A 19,157-nucleotide genomic window follows, 5' to 3' on the forward strand; every position below is an offset into this window, starting at 1 on the left:
GGCGGGGGTTTTACTGGCACGCCTCACAATCCGGATTGTCTATCGAGCAGGCCAGCGGCACGGGTGCTGCTTGGGTGAAGCTGGTTTCCTCTGCTGCGGCAGGTTTTGCTGCTGCCGGTGCGGCGGATAAACCACCCGCGCTGCCAGACGATACCGCGTTTAATGAGCCGGTATTGATGGTGGACTTCTCGGTGGTAGTCGCTGCCAGGGCACGCAGGTAATACGTAGTCTTTAAGCCGCTGAACCACGCCATGCGATAAGTAATGTCTAATTTTTTGCCGTTCGCGCCAGCGATGTAGAGGTTCAAGCTCTGTGCTTGGTCGATCCACTTTTGGCGGCGGCTGGCGGCTTCTACGATCCACTTGGGTTCTACTTCAAACGCGGTGGAATAGATGGCCTTCAGGTCGGCCGGGATGCGGTCGATCTTTTGCAGTGAGCCTTCGTAGTATTTCAAATCGTTAACCATTACCGAATCCCACAGGCCGCGCTCTTTCAAGTCGTGTACCAGGTGCGGGTTGACTACGGTGAACTCGCCCGACAGGTTAGATTTCACGTAGAGGTTTTGGTAGGTCGGTTCAATTGACTGAGTCACGCCGGTGATGTTGGAAATGGTTGCAGTCGGTGCAATCGCCATCACGTTGGAGTTACGCATACCTTGAGCTTTGACTTGTGCGCGCAGAGTCGCCCAATCGAAGGTTTGGCTGCGGTCGACTTTGATGTAATTCTCGCCACGGTTTTGTGCCAGTAACTCGATAGAGTCGATTGGCAGAATGCCTTGGCTCCACAAAGAACCGTCAAAAGTAGAGTACTTGCCGCGCTCGGCCGCCAGTTCGCTAGAGGCTTTGATCGCGTAGTAGCTGACCGCTTCCATGGAGGTATCGGCAAAGTCAACCGCTTGCTGCGAGCTGTAGGCGATACGCTGTGCGTAAAGTGCATCCTGGAAGCCCATGATGCCGAGGCCGATAGGGCGGTGGCGCGCATTGGATGCTTTAGAGGTCGCAACAGCGTAGTAGTTAATGTCGATCACGTTATCGAGCATACGGATCGCGGTTTTAACAGTGCGCTCCAATTTCGCTTGGTCGAGTTTGCCGTCCACAATGTGTTGCGCCAGGTTGATGGAGCCGAGGTTACAGACCGCGATTTCATCGTTCGCCTTGGTATTCAAGGTGATTTCGGTACACAGGTTGGATGAGTGAACCACGCCGACATGCTGCTGCGGGCTGCGCAGGTTGCATGGGTCTTTGAAGGTGATCCATGGATGGCCGGTTTCAAACAGCATGCCCAGCATTTTGCGCCACAGGTCTAATGCGCGCACGGTTTTGAATACTCTAATTTTGCCTTCGGCGGCCAGTTGCTCGTAGTGCTCGTAGCGCTCTTCAAAAGCTTTGCCGTACAGGTCATGTAAGTCAGGAACGTCGTTCGGCGAGAACAGGGTCCAGGGCTTGTCGTCAAATACGCGCTTCATAAAGGCATCGGGCACCCAGTTGGCGGTATTCATATCGTGGGTGCGGCGGCGGTCATCACCGGTGTTTTTACGCAGCTCAAGGAATTCCTCGACATCCATATGCCAGGTTTCCAAGTAGGCACACACAGCGCCTTTGCGCTTGCCGCCCTGGTTGACTGCTACGGCGGTGTCATTGGCCACTTTCAGGAAGGGAACTACACCCTGTGATTTACCGTTGGTGCCTTTGATGTAAGCGCCCAGTGCGCGCACAGGCGTCCAGTCATTACCCAAGCCGCCGGCGAATTTGCTCAGCATGGCGTTGTCTTGCATGGCGCCGTAAATACCGTGCAGGTCGTCCGGTACAGTAGTCAGGTAGCAAGAGGACAACTGCGGGCGTAAGGTGCCGGAGTTGAACAGGGTTGGGGTGGAGCTCATGTAATCGAAGGAAGACAGCAGGCGATAGAACTCAATCGCGCGGTCTTCGCGGTTCTCTTCTTGAATCGCCAAGCCCATAGCAACACGCATAAAGAAAATTTGCGGCAGTTCGATGCGGGTATCGTTGCTGTGAATGAAGTAGCGGTCGTACAGGGTTTGCAGGCCCAGGTAGGTGAATTGCAAATCGCGTTCGGCGATCAATGCTTTACCCATTTTTTCCAGATCAAAATTTTGCAGCTCGGGGGAGATCAGCTCCAGCTCAATGCCCTTTTTAATATACAGCGGCAGAGTTTGCGCGTAGAGGGTTTCCATATCCGCTTGGGTGGCTGAAGTGGCTACGCCAAAGAAGCTCAAAGCTTCGGCGCGCAGCTTGTCCATCAACAGGCGGGCGGTCACAAACGAGTAGTTAGGCTCTTTTTCTACCAGGGTGCGGGCGGTGATTACCAATGAGGTGTTCACGTCTTTTTCGGCTACGCCATCGTAAAGGTTGCGCATGGCTTCATCGAGAATCGCCTTCTCGGAAACACCGGCCAAGCCCTCGCAGGCTTCACGCACGATGGTGCGCATACGGCCAATATCGAGCAGGGAGCGGGTGCCGTCGGCCAGAATCACGTTCAGTGCGGGGTAATCTGGGTCCGGCTCTAGTGATACCGGTTTTTTCTGGGCGCGCAGGCGGGCGTGTTCTTCGCGGTAGAGCACGTAATCGCGGGCGACTTTTTGTTCGCCCGAGCGCATCAGAATCAGTTCGACCTGATCTTGAATCTCTTCGATGTGAATAGTGCCGCCCGATGGCATGCGGCGCTTAAAGGTGGCGGTAATTTGTTGCGTCAGGCTTTCAACCATCTCGCGCACGCGTGTAGAAGCAGCAGCTTTGCCACCCTCTACTGCCAAAAATGCTTTGGTCATAGCAACGGCGATTTTGCTGGCATCGAAAGGAACCACCGTTCCGTTGCGCTTGATAACGCGCAATTGCCCCGGCGCTGTTGCTGCAAGGCTCGACGAGCCGCCGTGGATGTCGTGTTGGATATTGGTTGTGCCGGTGGTTTGTTCAATGTCGGTGTGCATAGACGTCTCCCGCGTGAGGTCATTCCTGGTTGAATTTGTTACGTGATAAAAAGTACTGCTGATTAGCCTTGCGATCTTGCTGACCCGCTTGTTCACCTTTATAGATAGGGTGAGGCGGTTTCCGTTATTAAAATCAGGGTTCAGAACACCGTTTTCTGCTGATTTTGTCACCACTAGATATAGTGGTTACTACTCAGCCGGTTGTGCCCATACTACTGATGCACGCTTGGTGTGTTGAAACGCCAAGGTAGCCGTTAAAAACAGGCTGTATTTACGCAGTCACTGTGAATAACGTTCAATTGGGTCAAAAATCTGCTTGACGATTAGCTCTATGAACGATAGGGGCTGGCTAGGTGTTTGGCACCTGCAATACCTATATCTAGGGGTAAATCGCGAATGGGCTACAAGATAATGCGGTTATGGGTTTTATGCAAGCTTGAAAACCTGTGGATAAGGTGTGAGTGAGGCCGGTAAAAACTGGGGGCAACTGGTGAAATCCTTGTAAAACAACGGGAAATCCAGCATTCCCGCGAGTCATAGCAAAAATGACAATTTATCGTGCCGCTTAGACTTTTTTTGCATGTATGGGCGGGGGTGATATGACTACATATTGTGTCTGTGGTTTTTAGCAACAACTTGTACTTGCAGCGGGCAAAAGGCGCTATTTTTGAGCGCGATGAAATGAGCATTAGTGATGAATATAAAAAAAGGGGCCTAAGCCCCTTGTAGCGCACAACCTCCCTGTGACCTCCTTGCTATGTAGCCTCCTTACTCTTAACGCTTCTTATAATGAGCTGAGTGAGTTACAACTTGATGACACTTTTATCCTAAAGTGTCTTATTTGTTATCACATACCCATTGGGTTGTAGATCCACAACATGTTGTTTACATGGTTGCTGGTGTCTTCACCAATCAATACGCGACCGTCATCCAATACTTCGATGTTGTCTGGTTGTGCAATACCGTTGGGGTCACATTTGTCGGTCGTGCTGGTGCCATTGTATGTGCCACCTACTACCACCGGTTGCATACGATCCACGTTGTAGTTCATGTCGAAGCCCATGCGGTAAACCGCACCGCAACGGTTTTCTTTTACCTGAATGTCGCCGGTAGTGTCGGCCATTGCACCGCGAACTTCAGCGATGGCAACGTACATAAACGGCACGCTGCGGTCTTTAGCGCCATCGTGGTTGATGTTAATACCTTCCATTTTGTTGAACTCAACCGTTGCGCCTTTGGCTTTGGCGGCGCGCAGGGTTTCAAGGAAAGCGACACGGTTGTCGGGCGCGGTACCTGCGGCCCAAGCAGCTACGTCGGCATCGCTAATGTAGTTAGTTGAACCGGCAACGTAATTGGTTTCGTTGATCGCATCGTAGCTGTCGATCCAGGTTTCAATTTGAGCATTGGTTCCGTGTGCCAACATGATCCACTCGATATCGAAACCGGCTTTGGCTGTATCGTTAGTTGCGTCTTGGGTGACTTTCGCCGCGTAAAGAGTTCCTGCACTCATATCGCCTGCCACATCCGCTACAAATTTGTAGAAGCCTTTATTTGAGCCATCATCGGTCAGATACACGGTTTTTTTGTCGGGCATGATCACTGGGTTTTCATGAGCTGAGCGACCCATAGTGAAGTGCTTCACCGCCACTGGCGCCGCTGCTTTTGGCTGGGTGATTTCCACTATGTAGCCGTAGTCATAAGGGTTGGGGAAGGTGCCGCCCAAGTAGTCTTTGATTTTCAAGACATCGGCGTAGTTGGGGTAGCCGGTGGAGTAAGTCATATCATTCCAGCGCGCGGTATTTTCCGCTTCGTAGTTTTCTTCTGAAGTCAGCGGTGTGCCCCAAGGAGAAACCGTACCAAAACAGTTGATCATGGTGCCTTTTACATTGCCGAAGTTGACGTTCATCGCGTCATTCACGCGCCAGGTACCATCGTTTTGTTTGGCGATATTCAAGCGGCTTACGCCACCTGGGCGATCTTCCCATGCGCTGAACAAGTAACCTTCGCTGCCAGTGCTGTTGCTGGGGATGAACGCATTGAAGTCAGGGTTGTTGGATTGTTTGATGCTCACTGTGCCAGCAGGGTTGGTGATGTTGCCAAACCCAAAGGGCATAGCGCCTGCGTAGGTGTCACCTTCGCGGCCAAGTGCTTGGTAACTACCTATGGCAACTTTGGTAGTTTGTGACTCTGGCGAGCCTTTTACCGGGACCGGAACTGGAGTGATTTTAGGGTCAAGGTTGTCCAGATCGACGCCGTTCCATACACCTACAGCGGCTTTTTTTTCGTCGCCGGGTAAGGTGTCGGACGGGTGCTGGATATTGAAAAAGAATTCACCGTTGTCGGTTTTGAACATGCCGGTTAATTCGGCGCCCATGGGTATAGTCGCAAGGCGGATCAATTTTGCGGGAGCGGTGGCATCCACGCCATCTTTTCCATCGGCGCCATTGCTGCCGTTGGTGCCAGGGGTGCCTGCTGGGCCTTGCGCACCGGCATCACCTTTAGGTCCAGTGGTGCCATCTTTGCCATCGTCACCGCCGCAGGCTGTGAGCAGAAGGGAAGAGGAAATTAACACGGCTAATATTTTTTTGTTGAATGTCATGGTTTTTTGGTCCCAAGGTTAGTCTTTAAAAATGGTCTTTAAAAAGAGGTTTGCGAGACACGAAGCCTAGGGGCGCTGTGTGAAGGTTTGGCAACATATTTGTGTCAGTTAAATGAAGGTTTTTTGACGCCAAAAATCTCCTTGTCGGGCCGCTGTGGTTGTTATGGAAAATAAAAAAGCACTGGTGCTTACGCAGCAGTGCTTCAGAAAAAGAGCCGGCGATTAACCTTGTCTACTGCGCTTTGCTCCAGTCCAAACGGATATCCCAATTGTAAAAACGGAACTCCGGTGCCAATGGTGGTTCGGATTCATCAATCGTGTCGAACACGTTTTTAGCTGGATTCCAGGTTGCATCGCGCCCGTAGATGTAGCTTTGGTGGCGCACTATATGGGTATAGGCCTTGTTCAATTGCAGTGCGCGTTGGTGTGAGGGGGTGATCAGAGTGTACACATCAGCCGCTTTGACTTTATCTGTATCGACCATGCCGTTCCCGGTAAACCAACGGCTGAGCATTTCTGGATTTTCGCGGAATTCACTGCCGCCACCGGCGCGCTGTAAATAATGCAAAATTTCACCGCCGGGTTCGCTCACGCTAGGGGCGTCCTGCATGCCTTTTAAGTTGATGTAGCCCCAGCCTTGCGGGCCGGTGACTTTGCGCGCAAAGGCAAAGGTTTGGTCGATGGTGGCGCCTACTGCGGCGTGGCAGCCCATGCAAAAAAACGTTTCTTCATGGGTCTGGGGGCGCAGCTCACCGGAGTAGTCTTCTATAAACCCTTGCAGCATCCAGCCGAAACCATTTTCCATGCCCTGTTCGCCGTGGTCGACAAAATTGGGTAATTTTTCTTGATTCTTTTCTTTGCGTTCGCGGGCATAGCGGCCGGAAACATCGTATTGGGCAAGCTCCCGGATTTTTTTCATGTAGCGCAATTCTTTCATTCGCGCGGGCACAAAAATATTGCCCTGGGTATCGCTGCCCACATAGCGCACTGAGTGCATAAATTCGGTTTGCTCCGGGTATTGCTGGGCAATCACGGCGATTTGTGCGGCATCGCCAAAATAATGTTTTTGCGGCACGAGTGCAGTAGCAGTACCAAGCTGGCCATCACCGTCTAGATCCATGCCGAGTTGCTGTTCATTTTGCGCCGCAATTGGAATGCGGGTTAATTGTTTGATGTTGAGTTCAACCAGCGCCAAATTTAAAAAGTAGAGCGCGGTATCGTATTCACCATTGTGCTCACGAAATGCTTTGGGCAGGCGGATCATTACATCATCAGTGGCGCCATTTGTTGGCCAAAAGGTACCGGGAAAAGGTTTGTAATTAAAGGCGATCCAGTGGCTGCCGTCTTTGGCGATACCTTGCTCGTCAAAGGCGTCGGCTGCGGTGTGGTAGTTCTGCAGATCGGGGATAAAACCTTGCCAGTTGCGCGCCTGCAGTGATGGAGCGAGTTGAGTGTAGTTTTCACGGTTGACGTAAGTTTGAATGGTGTCGTCACTGATTTGTGCGAGCCAGTCGCTGCGGTCTTGAAACAAATTTGACCAGTGATTGCTCAGACCATCATCTGAAAAAATATAGGCGCCCTGTAGTCCTCCGTCGTCCAGCTCGTTCATGCGAAATTCGCCTTTGCTGCGGTCATACATTTGATGACAGGTATAACAAGGGTTATGGCGATTTTCGGTCTTGGTATAACACTGGGATGGAATGGGCGCTTCCAGATTAGTGATGCTGTCATTGGTCACCAGTGTCTGCTGGCTAGGAGCAACCTCGGGCAAGGCATTAATGGTTGCGGCGCTAGTTGTTCGCTCTGGGGTAGAAATTGCTAATGCGTCATTTAGCTGAGGCTCGCAGCCGCTTAGACAGCATAAAAGGGCGAGGGCCGCAGCCCCTATAACCGGTATAGTCTGTTTCATGGTGCAGCAAATCCCGCTGAATTGGATGACAAAGTGGCTGCAGCCTATCAAGTGGATGTGACATTTTTCTTGCAGCTTCGTACAGGCTCAGCGCGGCGGAGTTTGGTGATAATTGCAGCAGCGGATTCGCGCTTTTAGGCTGGGTGGAGCCAGATCTATGTAAATCTGCTACGCTTGGCGACATAGCTTATTAATGACAAATGTGTGTGATATGGATTCTAGCGTGACATCGGTTCAATCAGATTACTCTCTCTATCGCGATGTCATCCGCGATCTATTAAGCGGCCAGGAACAATTACCGAGCCTGCCTTCTATTACCTTTGAAATTCGCAATGCCATGGAGCAGCAAGACCTGTCCATGTCGGAATTGGGCCGGTTACTGGCGAAAGATCCTGAGCTATCGGCAGTGTTATTGAAGTATGCATCCAGCCCTTTGGTGGGCAGCCAAAATCCGCCCAATAATTTGCTCGATGTGATTCGCCTGTTGGGGATGAATCAAGTTGAGCGTATTACCATGGTGCATTCCATCAAGAGCCTGTTTTCTGTCCACTCAGTTAAACATAAACGTTTGTATCTGGAGGCTTGGCGCCGCTTGGCCTTAAAAGCCAGTGTCAGCACCTATGTTGCCAAGCACATGCATTTTAAAAATGTGCTGCCCGATAATGTATTGATGGCGGCGCTGTTGAGTGAAGTGGGAACCTTGGCGGTGTTGTCTGCTTTTAAAGATGCCGAGCAAACCCCCGATGTTCCCGCCTATGTTGCGCTCTGCCGTGAATACGCCAAATCCCTCGGTGTGATCACCCTCAAGCAGTGGCAGGTCGACGAGCAGTACATCAAGGTGGTGCAGGGTATTGGCAACTGGTCCGGCGAAAGCCCTGGTGCCCCCAATTTACTTGACCTGATCAATCTGGGTTTATATCACTCACTCAAACTCAGCAACGCCAAAACCGATTTACCACCCATTCAGGAATTAACTGCCTACCAAAAACTGGAAGCGCCAGAAAATTCAGTGGTTGCCGGTGGCCTCACTTTTGTGATGACCAATGTGCAGGAAATTAAAATCGTCGCTAAAAGCTTGTTCTGATACTTCTTCTGCGGCTCTCTTGACCGGGAGCCAGTTTATTTCCCTGCCGTAAAAGCCGCTTCTCATGTTGAATGAATTACTCGCTATTCTCGCTCCAATCGTTATTTCTGTTGGCGCCGGTTTTATTTGGGGTAAAACCGGTACTGATTTTCCCTCGGATTTTATTTCGCGCATTGTGATGAACATAGGCACGCCCTGTTTAATCATCAGTGTGATGGCGAAAGTAAAAATTGATCCAGCGGTGATGGGGCAGGTGGCGTTGGCGACCGCGATTGTGATGACGGCGATGGGTGTGTTTGGTTGGCTATTGCTGCGCTGGATGAAACTGGAGATCGGCACCTACCTGCCGCCGTTAATTTTCCCCAACAACGGCAACATGGGTTTGCCCCTGTGTTTATTCGCCTATGGGCAAACCGGCCTCGCGCTCGCGTTGGGTTCCTTTATGGTGATGATGGTCGCGACCTTTACTGTCGGCTTATTGTTAGTGACGACTAGTGAAGGTGGAATAGTAAAACGCATGGAAGCCATCGCCAAACAGCCGGTGATTTATTCGATGATTATTGCGGTGATATTGCTGGTCACTCACACTGAGTTGCCTCGCTGGATTAGCAATACACTCGATTTGCTCGGTGGTATCGCCATTCCCTTAATGACTATCGCACTCGGTGTTTCCCTTGCCACGCTAAAAATTCATTTTTGGAAGCGCAGTTTGTTGTTTAGTGTGTTACGCGTGGGTGGAGGGTTGTTATTCGGGTTTATCGTGTGCGAATTAATGGGGCTGACCGGCGTCTCGCGTAATGTGGTGTTATTGCAATCTGCCATGCCGGTGGCAGTATTCAACTATCTGCTGGCGCTGCGTTATGATCGCCATCCGGAAGAAATTGCGGCGATGGTGTTGGTATCGACACTGCTTGCATTTATCGGCCTGCCGTTTTTACTGGTTGCAATTTTGTAAATCTGTTGGTGGGTGGAGGTATTGGTCAGAAAAGGATTTCATTCAATGAATAAGAGCATTGTGAATGGAAAATCCGGTTATTTCTTTTGTAAAACTCCCTTGTGTTATTCAGCTCGCTGCATTGCAGGCAGACGTTGAAGCGCTGTTACACCACTCGCAACGCGTTGATGCCTGGGTTGATCACGTCAATAAAAACGATTACGCCGGTCGTTGGGATGTAATGCCCCTGCGTTGCCAACGCCAACACCTCAATGCACATCCCATCTTGCAAGGTTTTGCTATTGCCGAAGGCGATGAATGGGAAAATTTGCCGGTGATGCAACAGTGCCCTGAAATACACAAACTGTTTAATCAATTGCACTGCCCCATCAAAGCCGCACGCTTAATGCGCTTAACCGCGGGTGCCGAAATAAAACCCCATCGTGATCACGGGCTAAGTATTGAATTTGGCGAGGCGCGTTTGCATGTGCCGATCCACACCAGTAGTGACGTGAATTTTTTCGTCGATAATAAAAAAATTCCCATGCGCGCGGGTGAGCTCTGGTACTTCAATGCCAATCAAGTTCACGAGGTTTACAATCGCGGCAGCGAAGACCGGATTAATCTGGTGATTGATTGTGTCGCTAATAAATGGCTGTGTGAGCAAATATATTCAGGGGTATTGCAGTGAGTGATTTGTTTACAGCTTACTGCGAACTCATCAGTTCACCTGCACAATTAGCGCGCTGCCAGGAGGCGACTTCGGTTGGTGAATTGTTGTCTGTGATTAAAAATTTGTGGCAACAAACGGAGTTGAGTGATGATCAACTCATTGCTGAATTGGCGCAATTAAATCAGCAGGTTGTTGGTGGAGATAATATTCAATTAGCGGGGCATTGGTTGCCGTACCGCTATCACGCGAAAAGCCGCAATATTTATTGGTGTTTGCCAGCAGGCCATGCCACCGAGCCGTTTCAGGATGAAACGATTGCGCGCTATCGACAAACTGTTTTGGTAAATCAATTCATCGCACCTAAAACGGCTTTGTCATCGCTGGATATTCAAGCGCAGTCCGTGCAGCCTATAATGCCTGCAGGATTTATCTTTCATTTGTCACGCTGTGGCTCCACGCTTATTTCTGGTTGTATTTCAGAGTTGGATACAACCTGCGTATTTTCTGAATCCCCTGTGTTAACTGAAATTTTGCTCGATAAAACCTTGACGGAATCGGCCGGGCGAAGCTATTTGCAACAACTGGTCAATTTACAAGCGAGCGTGTTTCCGTCGCGACCGAATGTTATCGTCAAATGGAATGCGTGGGATATTTTTCGCTGGGGCACTATTCGTGCCCTTTATCCACAGGTGCCGAGTGTTTTTCTGGTGCGCGATCCAGTGGAAATTCTGGCGTCCCATCAACGTTTGGCAGGGCGGCATATGAGTGGTGACAAGGCACTGGCGCATTTTCATTCGGTATTTTTCCATTGGGATGATGGGGATGAGTTGTTTGGAAAAAGAGCAAATGTGCTGCATGGGTTGTTATGTGCAATGCATAATATTTTCCCTGAGCGGCACGCTTATTTAGTTGATTACCGACAATTGAGTTTTCAAACTATAGCAACATTACTTTATTTTATGGGGCTTGATTTGGATGAAAGTAGTTCGGTGAAAATACAAATGCGAATGAAATTTAACTCAAAAAATCCTGTGCAATTATTTTTGCACGATAAAGAAAAGCAACTAAACTTGCTGGCATCACATGAGCAAATGCCACATCACATTTTAACTGCATATAATAATTTGCTGATGATGACAAACAATTCGAAGGAAATGGTTATTAATGTTGGGTGAGATTTCTTTGCCATTCGGGTTACAGTTGCGCGAGCATGAGCCGCAAGATCAGCTGTTTATTGAAGCGTTATTTTTTTCTACACGCGAATTCCTCTATCAAATGCCAATATCGAAGACACAAGTGGATTTGTTGATAAAACAGCAGTTCATTCTACAGCAGTCGTCTTATACAACCTCTTTTCCTGGTGCGCATACGTTTATTATCCAGCTGGCTGCAGAGCCAATTGGAAAATTAATCATTAATAATTTTTCAGGTAGCCTACATATTGTTGATATTGCATTTACAGCATCAGCGCGTGGCAAAGGTTATGGCACAGCTGTTTTGCGAGGATTGAAGCGACTGGCCGATCAAACAAGCCTGTCTTTGCGGCTCTCGGTTGACCAATCCAATGTCGGAGCAAAAAAATTATATATGAGGCTAGGTTTTACCTTGGTTGAGTCCTCTGGCACACACGACATATTGTTATGGTAAAGAGCACTCGCAGCTTAATACATGAACTGTGCGTTATGCGGTGTAATAGCATTCATGTTTGAGTTGTTGTACTTTTTCGTGTGGTTTTTTAACAAGATCAGGCGTTTGAAAATAACGGACTGGTTTTTTTTGAAAACTCATCTAAGGTTTAGGCATATCTTAGGCTAGGAGTTGTGTTGTTTTTGATTCGCTGGATAAGAGTCTTGCAGGTATCGAAAATATAAGGAGCAATTTTTTCAAATAATCGTTCTAAAAACCCGTTAAGGAGAATAATGATGTCAGAGCCGTTTATTGGCGAAATTATAATGTTCGCGGGCAACTTTGCACCGCGTGGCTGGGCTTTTTGTAATGGGCAGCTGCTGTCTATTGCGGAAAATACAGCACTTTTTTCAATTCTGGGTACTACCTACGGTGGTGATGGTCGAACGTCTTTTGGGCTGCCCGATTTGCGTGGGCGCAGCCCTGTAGGTGTTGGAGATGGCCCTGGTCTGCGACCTATAAGCTTTGGGGAAAAAAGCGGTAGTGAAACCGTAACACTGACGACATCTCAGTTGCCTGTGCATACATCAGCAGTTACGGTTGAGGTTGCTATACCGGCATCTTCATCTGGAACAAGTGTTGACGCTGCGCCGTCTAACACCACGGTGTTAGGACCTGTGGCAGCGGGAGGTCGCGCCGGCACCTTGTATGCGACCGATGCTCCAAACACTACACTGAAACCGTTTCAGGCAACGGGTAGCGTTGCACCTGTCGGCGGCAGTCAACCTATTAATATTCGTGATCCTTACCAAAGTATTAATTTTATTATTGCTTTGCAAGGCTTGTTTCCGACGCGTAATTAATTTCATGTTCTAGTATCCATAAGCATTTATATAGTTGTTTATAAATGCTTATGGTCGTTAGATTTTGATTTGTCGTGTTTTAGATATCAGTATCCCATCGTGTTTGGCAATAGAGGAAATATCATGCCATTAAAAAAATTGAGTAATATCCTGAGCATGGGCAGTGGTTGGACTAAACCAATTAGTACAGCTTGGCTGCGTTTATGTTTGGGCATTTTTTTTGTGGCGTTGGTACCGGTCGCTTGGGCGGCGACGCCAGCCGATCAAAACTTTGATGGATTAGGACTGGGTGATCAGCTCAGTAATTCTGTCACTATAGGCGGTATTACCTACACCAATAATGCAAGTTTTAATATTAGGATTGTCAATGATGGCGATATTGCTTCAGGAGGGGATCATGCCTTGGCATATCGGTCTCCGGGCCCTAATACATCAACAGAGGTGAGTTTTAAGACGAGTGATGGCGATGAGTTTAAGTTGAATAGTTTTGTTGTCGCTACTGGCTTTGGGAGCACAACGATAACCATTAAAGGCTATAGAGATAACAGCGAGCAAGTGAGTTCAAGTTTTAATCTTGCAGGTATTTTTGTAGGTACTTTTGATGTTTCTGGCAATTCAAGCTGGGAAAATATTGATGAGGTTCGCATCACAGGCCCTGACCTGGATCTCGATATAGATGATTTGGATTTTAGCCCTAAAGTTTTACCCGCTCCTACGATTACATCTGCTACCTACAATGTCTCATCGGGTGCCTTAGTCGTCACTGGCACTAATTTTACTGCGACCTCTGGCGCAACCAATGATGTTGTCGCCAACAAATTTACCCTGACAGGTGAGGGTGGCAGTACCTATACACTGACCGATACCGCCAATGCTGAAATTGACTCCGCTACCAGTTTTACCTTGGCTTTAAGTGCAGCTGATCGCGCGGGCGTTAATGTTATTACCAATAAAAATGATAACAGCTCCACTGACGGAACCAGCTATAACCTTGCCGGTGCGGCAGGTTTTATTGCAGCTTCACCTGCAGCAGCAGACCTGACGGCTAATGCAATTACCGTCTCAAACGTGCCGCTGCCCCTTATTAGCAGCGCAACCTACAATGCCAGCACCGGTGTGCTCACCGTAGCAGGAACTGGCTTTACCAAGCGTGCAGGCGCCAACAATGACATAGTGGCCAATAAATTTACGCTCTTTGGGGAAGGGGCCAATAGCTATACCCTAACCGATACCAGCAATGTAGAAATTACCTCCAATATCAGTTTCGCGCTTACGTTAAGTGCAACCGATAAAGAGGCCTACAACCTGATAGCCAATAAAAATGGCGGTGTGTCTACCGATATATCTACCTTTTATTTGGAAGCCGCTGATGATTGGGCCGCGGGTGCCGATCCTGCGATCGATATAGAGGATTCTTCAGGCAATAACATTACTGTGAGCAATGTGGCGATTCCGACCATTACCAGTGCGACCTATAATTTCTCAACCGGTGTGCTGGTTGTTACCGGTAGTGGCTATCTAAGCCGGCAGGGTGCGGCCAATGATGTGATCGCCAACAAATTTACTGTTACCGGTCAGGGTGGTGCTACCTATACCCTCACCGACACCGCCAATGTGGACGTCAGTTCCAGCACCAGCTTCACTATGACTTTAAGTGCAACGGATAGAACTGGCGTTAACAGCTTGTTGAATAACAATGGCACCAGTGCGCAGGACAGTACCACCTACAATCTTGCCGCTGCAGATGACTGGGCCGCTGGCGCAGATGCGGCACTGAATGTGGCAGATGTTGCCGGCAATGGCATTACCGCAAGCAATGTAGTGACCTTGCCAGGCGCGCCCACTATCGGCACAGCGACTGCCGGTGACACTCAAGTAAGTGTGACCTTTAGTGCGCCGGGTTCTGATGGCGGCTCGGCTATTACCAGCTACACCGCGACGGCAAGTCCTGGGGGCGCCAGTGCCTCCGGCGCGAGTTCACCCTTAACAGTAACCGGCTTGACCAATGGAGTTGCCTACACCTTTACCGTGACGGCTACCAATGGGGTGGGCACTGGTTCGCCTTCCTCTGCGTCTAATAGTGTTACGCCCAAGGCCGCGCAGACCATTACCTTTGCTAATCCTGGCGCACGCGATTTTGATACTACACCGACTCTCACCGCTTCTTCGGACTCAGGTTTAACCGTGACCTTTAGTTCAGCAACTACAGGTGTATGTACGATCACCAGTGGCGGCGCCTTAACCTTCGTCACCGCAGGCGTTTGTATGATTGATGCAGATCAGGCGGGCGATGGCAGTTATTTGGCTGCATCTACTGTGAGTCAGTCATTTAGTGTCAATGCGGTAGTGCCGGGAGCACCTACGGCGGCGAGTGCAACAGCAGGAGACACCCAAGCCACAGTGAGCTTCACAGCGCCAGCCTCTACAGGGGGAGCTGCTATTACGGGTTACACCGTGACCTCTAGCCCTGAGGGGTTGACGGGGACGGGAGCTACTTCACCAATTACGGTAACCGGCTTAACCAACAGTGTGGCCTATACCTTCACCGTTACAGCCACCAACTCGGCGGGCACGGGGAGCGCATCAGCTGCGTCTAATTCAGTTACCCCAGCTGCTGCTCAGACGATTACCTTCAACAACCCGGGTCCACAAAGTTTTAACTCTCCGCCTACACTAACTGCGACGGCCTCCTCGGGTTTGACTCCCGTCTTTAGCTCATCGACTACGGGTGTTTGTACTATTACCAGCGGCGGCGCTTTAACCTTTGTGACGGCGGGTACATGTACGATTGATGCAGATGAGCCAGGTAATGGAAGTTATTTGGCAGCGCCCACCGTAAGCCAGTCATTTAATGTTAATGCGGTAGTGCCGGGAGCGCCGACTGCAGCCACTGCGACGGCGGGCGATACTCAGGTGTCGGTAAGTTTCACCGCTCCTGCGTTTACCGGCGGTGCTGCCATTACGGGCTATACAGTTACCTCAAATCCTGGTGGATTGACTGGGACTGGCGCAGTGTCACCAATCACCGTGACTGGATTGACCAATGGTGTTTCTTATACCTTTACCGTGACGGCGACTAACTCAGCCGGTACGGGATCGGCGTCAGCGGCCTCCAATGCTGCTGTTCCAAGAGCAACCCAGACGATCACGTTTGCCAATCCTGGTGCGCAAGACTTTGGCACTGCACCCACGTTGAGTGCAACGGCAGACTCTGGTTTGACGCCGGTATTTACCTCGGCAACGACTGGGGTTTGTACTATTACCAGTGGCGGCGGGTTGACCTTTGTGGCAACTGGGACCTGTACCATTAATGCCAATGAGGCGGGCAATGGCACCTACTTACCCGCAGCCCAAGTCAGCCGTAGCTTTACGGTGAATGCAGTGGTGCCGGGTGCGCCGACTGCAAGCACAGCGACTGCCGGTAATACTCAAGCGACAGTGACTTTTACACCTCCTGCTTCAAATGGTGGTGCGGCAATTACCGGCTATACCCTGACCGCTAGCCCTGGTGGCGCTACCACAACTGGCGCTGGTTCACCCATCACTATGACTGGTTTGACCAATGGCACCAGCTATACATTTACGGTGAGCGCAACCAACAGTGTAGGCACAGGTGCACCATCGGCTGCGTCCAATGCGGTAACGCCATCTGTGCCACCGAATAATCTACCGGTGATTACACAGGGCGCAGCTACCAGTGTGGCAATGAGTGAGGATGGCGCGCCTACGGCCTTCGCGTTAACCTTGACCGCAACGGACAGTGATAGCGACCCGCTGAGCTGGAGTGTGACTGGCGCAGCACAGCATGGTAGTGCAAGTGTCTCTGGTGGCAGCGTCAGCTACACCCCGATCGCCAACTACAATGGCAGTGATAGCTTTGTGGTGCAGGTAAGTGATGGCAAGGATACGGCAAGCATCACGGTGAATGTCACCATCACACCGGTTAATGATGCACCGCTAATCAGCGGTACACCAAAGACCAGTTTGGAGCAGGATCAGGCATATAGTTTTACCCCAACCGCAACTGACGTGGATGTGGGCGATATTCTGACCTTCAGTATCACCAACAAGCCAACTTGGGCGAGCTTCAATACTGCAACGGGTGCATTGACCGGCACACCAACAAATGCCGATGCAGGTATCTCAGGTGGAATACTCATCAGCGTCAACGATGGCACTGTGACTGTATCTTTGCCTGTATTTGAGATTGAAGTCATTTCGACTATCGACCCATTACAGCCCATAGTAACCGCTCCCTCCAAGTTGGATATTAATGCCACCGGGCTGTTTACACCTGTGACACTGCGTCAATTGTTGGGGCTGAGTTCATCGGCTACCCAGGCAGAGGTTGATCTTGTGTTGAAAACCTTGGCGAGCGATGGCGTGAGCGGCAACACCTGTTGCACCACCACTCCACAAGGCTTAACCAACAATACGGTGTTATTGGCTCCTGGTCGCCATCAAATCAAATGGAAGGCCACCAATGCGGTGGGTGTAAGTGGCGAGGCGATGCAAGTGGTGGACGTGAAACCGCTGGTCTCCCTGAGTAAATCGCAAATCGCAGTGCGCGGGAGCAATGTGACCTTCAGTGTGATCCTCAACGGTAATTCACCTACTTATCCGCTGGAAATCCCCTACGTTGTCGAAGCATCTAGCACAGCAACCGCTGCCGAGCATAATCTTGTTAGTGGAGTGGCCAGATTTACGCAGAAAGGGCAGCTGGAGGTCCCCATTCCAGTATCCCTGACGCAAGTGACCGGTTTGAGCGACAGCCAATTAGTAGTGACACTGGGCAATGGTATTAATAAGGGTGTAACCAATCGCCATGCCATAGATATCCGCACCGGCAATGTGGCGCCAGTGGTCAGCATGAGTATCAGCCAGGGCGGAGTTAATACCAGCTTGGTTACGCCTAATGGTGGGCCGGTCACCGTGAGTGTGACGGTAAAAGATCCAAACAAGCAGGACACCCACAGCTTTGATTGGTCAGCCACCAATGGCCTTGCAGATACCGATGGCAATCCGGTTGACGCTAGTCGTACATTTGATCCCAGCAATTTGACGGGTGGCCATCAACTGCAAGTGACTGTGACGGATTCAGCGGGCGCAGCTGTATCGACCCAAAGCTATTTCCGTATAGTCGCCAGTCTACCGGTGTTAAGTAACGATACAGATACTGATAACGACGGCATTAGCGATGCGTTAGAAGGCACGGGTGACACGGATGACAATGGCATTCCAGATTACCTCGACAATATGCCATCGCCCAATATCCTGCCGCAAACCGGCAAGACAACGAACTCCTATCTGATTGAGTGTGATCCAGGTGTGCGTTGTGGTCTTGGTTTGTTTGCACGTGGCAGCGCCTCTGGTGGTGTGCAGATCCTCAATGAAGAGGTAGGAAGCTTGGATAATCTGGTTGCCGACCCGGCATTTAAACCGGTTGGAGGCATCTTTGATTTTGCGATTCGCGATCTGCCAGCCCTCGGTCAAAGTGTGCGCGTGGTAGTTCCCCAACAGGCGCCCATCCCCGCCCAAGCTAGCTATCGCAAGTTCCAAAAAGGTCGTTGGGTGACCTTTATTGAGAATGCCAATAATAGTCTGGCATCGGCTGCGGGTAGCGCTGGCTACTGCCCACCTCCTGGCGCGGCTGAATGGACTCCAGGGTTAACGGCCGGTCACTTGTGTGTACAGCTAACAATAGAGGACGGCGGCCCGAACGATGATGACGGCTTGGTTAACTCGGCGGTAGTAGATCCAGGTGCGGTGAGTGAGGCGAAGGTTGTTGAGCCACCGGTTGAGCCGCCAAAACCACCAGTGCAGGTCAATTCCAAAGGTGGCGGTGCAGTGCCTGCGCTCTGGATTCTGCTGCTGGGCAGCTTGGTCATACTCAAACGTGTGAAACCAGCACGTTTGCTGGCCATCGCGGTCGCGGTGTTGTCTCTCAATGCGCAAGCGCGAGATTTGGAAAACACCTATGTGCGGTTGGATATATTCACGGTCAACAGCAGCCATAGTGAGGCCGATTTTACCGGTGCATTGGAAGAAGCCGGGCACAAGTTCACTCTCACTCGTTACGATGATAGTCGCACCGGTTTTCAGCTGGCACTGGGTTATCAGTGGAGCGCGCTAACCTACACCGAAGTAGGGTATCTCGACCTAGGTGATGTGGATGTTCAGCTGATGCTGGATGGCGATACCGATCTGGATGCCTTTGCCCGCGATTTTGCCAAAGAGTATCCAATCACTGCGACTGGTGCGACTTTGGTACAAGGTGTGAGTCACCAACTTAGCTCGGCGATAACGCTCTCTGCAGAAGCGGGTGCTTTTATCTGGAGCAGTGAGATTGATTTGGATAATGCAGTGTTTGCATTAAAAGACGATGACGGTGTTGATCCATTGCTAGGTGTAAAAATTGATCTCGCGTTGAACGATGCCTTTAGTTTTGGTCTGAGTGGGCGCCGCATATTCTTTGGCGGTCAGGATATAGATTTATATTCTCTAGGCAGTACTTTCCGCTTTTGA

Annotated in this window: 10 protein-coding genes; 7 read left to right on the forward strand and 3 right to left on the reverse strand. The window is 50.3% G+C overall.

The genetic code is table 11. The features are described from left to right. Positions 1-10 precede the first annotated feature (10 nt). From AC2CG4_RS01315 to AC2CG4_RS01325, 3 genes are all read right to left on the reverse strand, one after another. Entirely contained in the window at positions 11-2,944 is a 2,934-nt protein-coding gene (locus AC2CG4_RS01315; RefSeq protein ID WP_484484535.1) for a ribonucleoside-diphosphate reductase subunit alpha, read from the reverse strand. Between the two features lie 847 nt (positions 2,945-3,791). Then, positions 3,792-5,543, reverse strand: a complete 1,752-nt coding sequence (locus AC2CG4_RS01320; protein WP_484484536.1) for an alkaline phosphatase PhoX — start codon at positions 5,541-5,543, stop codon at positions 3,792-3,794. Positions 5,544-5,775: 232 nt separating this feature from the next. Next, positions 5,776-7,452 carry a hypothetical protein gene (locus AC2CG4_RS01325; protein ID WP_484484537.1) on the reverse strand — a complete coding sequence of 559 codons (1,677 nt, stop codon included), beginning with the start codon at positions 7,450-7,452 and terminating at the stop codon, positions 5,776-5,778. 223 nt (positions 7,453-7,675) lie between these two features. Here AC2CG4_RS01325 and AC2CG4_RS01330 point away from each other — a divergent pair, with 223 nt between their 5' ends. From AC2CG4_RS01330 to AC2CG4_RS01360, 7 genes are all read left to right on the forward strand, one after another. After that, entirely contained in the window at positions 7,676-8,536 is an 861-nt protein-coding gene (locus AC2CG4_RS01330; RefSeq protein ID WP_484484538.1) for an HDOD domain-containing protein, read from the forward strand. A 64-nt stretch (positions 8,537-8,600) separates the two neighbouring features. Next, positions 8,601-9,491: an AEC family transporter gene (locus AC2CG4_RS01335; RefSeq protein ID WP_484484539.1), complete on the forward strand. Its 891-nt coding sequence runs from the start codon at positions 8,601-8,603 to the stop codon at positions 9,489-9,491. A 64-nt stretch (positions 9,492-9,555) separates the two neighbouring features. Beyond that, positions 9,556-10,161: an aspartyl/asparaginyl beta-hydroxylase domain-containing protein gene (locus tag AC2CG4_RS01340; RefSeq protein WP_484484540.1), complete on the forward strand. Its 606-nt coding sequence runs from the start codon at positions 9,556-9,558 to the stop codon at positions 10,159-10,161. Continuing rightward, positions 10,158-11,318 (forward strand): sulfotransferase family protein, encoded by a 1,161-nt coding sequence (locus tag AC2CG4_RS01345; RefSeq protein ID WP_484484541.1) that lies wholly within the window; start codon positions 10,158-10,160, stop codon positions 11,316-11,318. Before AC2CG4_RS01340 ends, AC2CG4_RS01345 begins: the two co-directional genes overlap by 4 nt. Further along, positions 11,308-11,790, forward strand: a complete 483-nt coding sequence (locus AC2CG4_RS01350; RefSeq protein ID WP_484484542.1) for a GNAT family N-acetyltransferase — start codon at positions 11,308-11,310, stop codon at positions 11,788-11,790. The genes AC2CG4_RS01345 and AC2CG4_RS01350 overlap by 11 nt, the downstream gene beginning before the upstream one ends. Positions 11,791-12,065: 275 nt before the next feature. Then, entirely contained in the window at positions 12,066-12,632 is a 567-nt protein-coding gene (locus AC2CG4_RS01355) for a phage tail protein (protein WP_484484543.1), read from the forward strand. A 123-nt stretch (positions 12,633-12,755) separates the two neighbouring features. Next, the gene (locus AC2CG4_RS01360) at positions 12,756-19,157 is read left to right on the forward strand and encodes a beta strand repeat-containing protein (RefSeq protein ID WP_484484544.1); all 6,402 of its coding nucleotides are present in this window, start codon (positions 12,756-12,758) and stop codon (positions 19,155-19,157) included.

Source organism: Cellvibrio sp. ATLC23 (assembly GCF_057196725.1).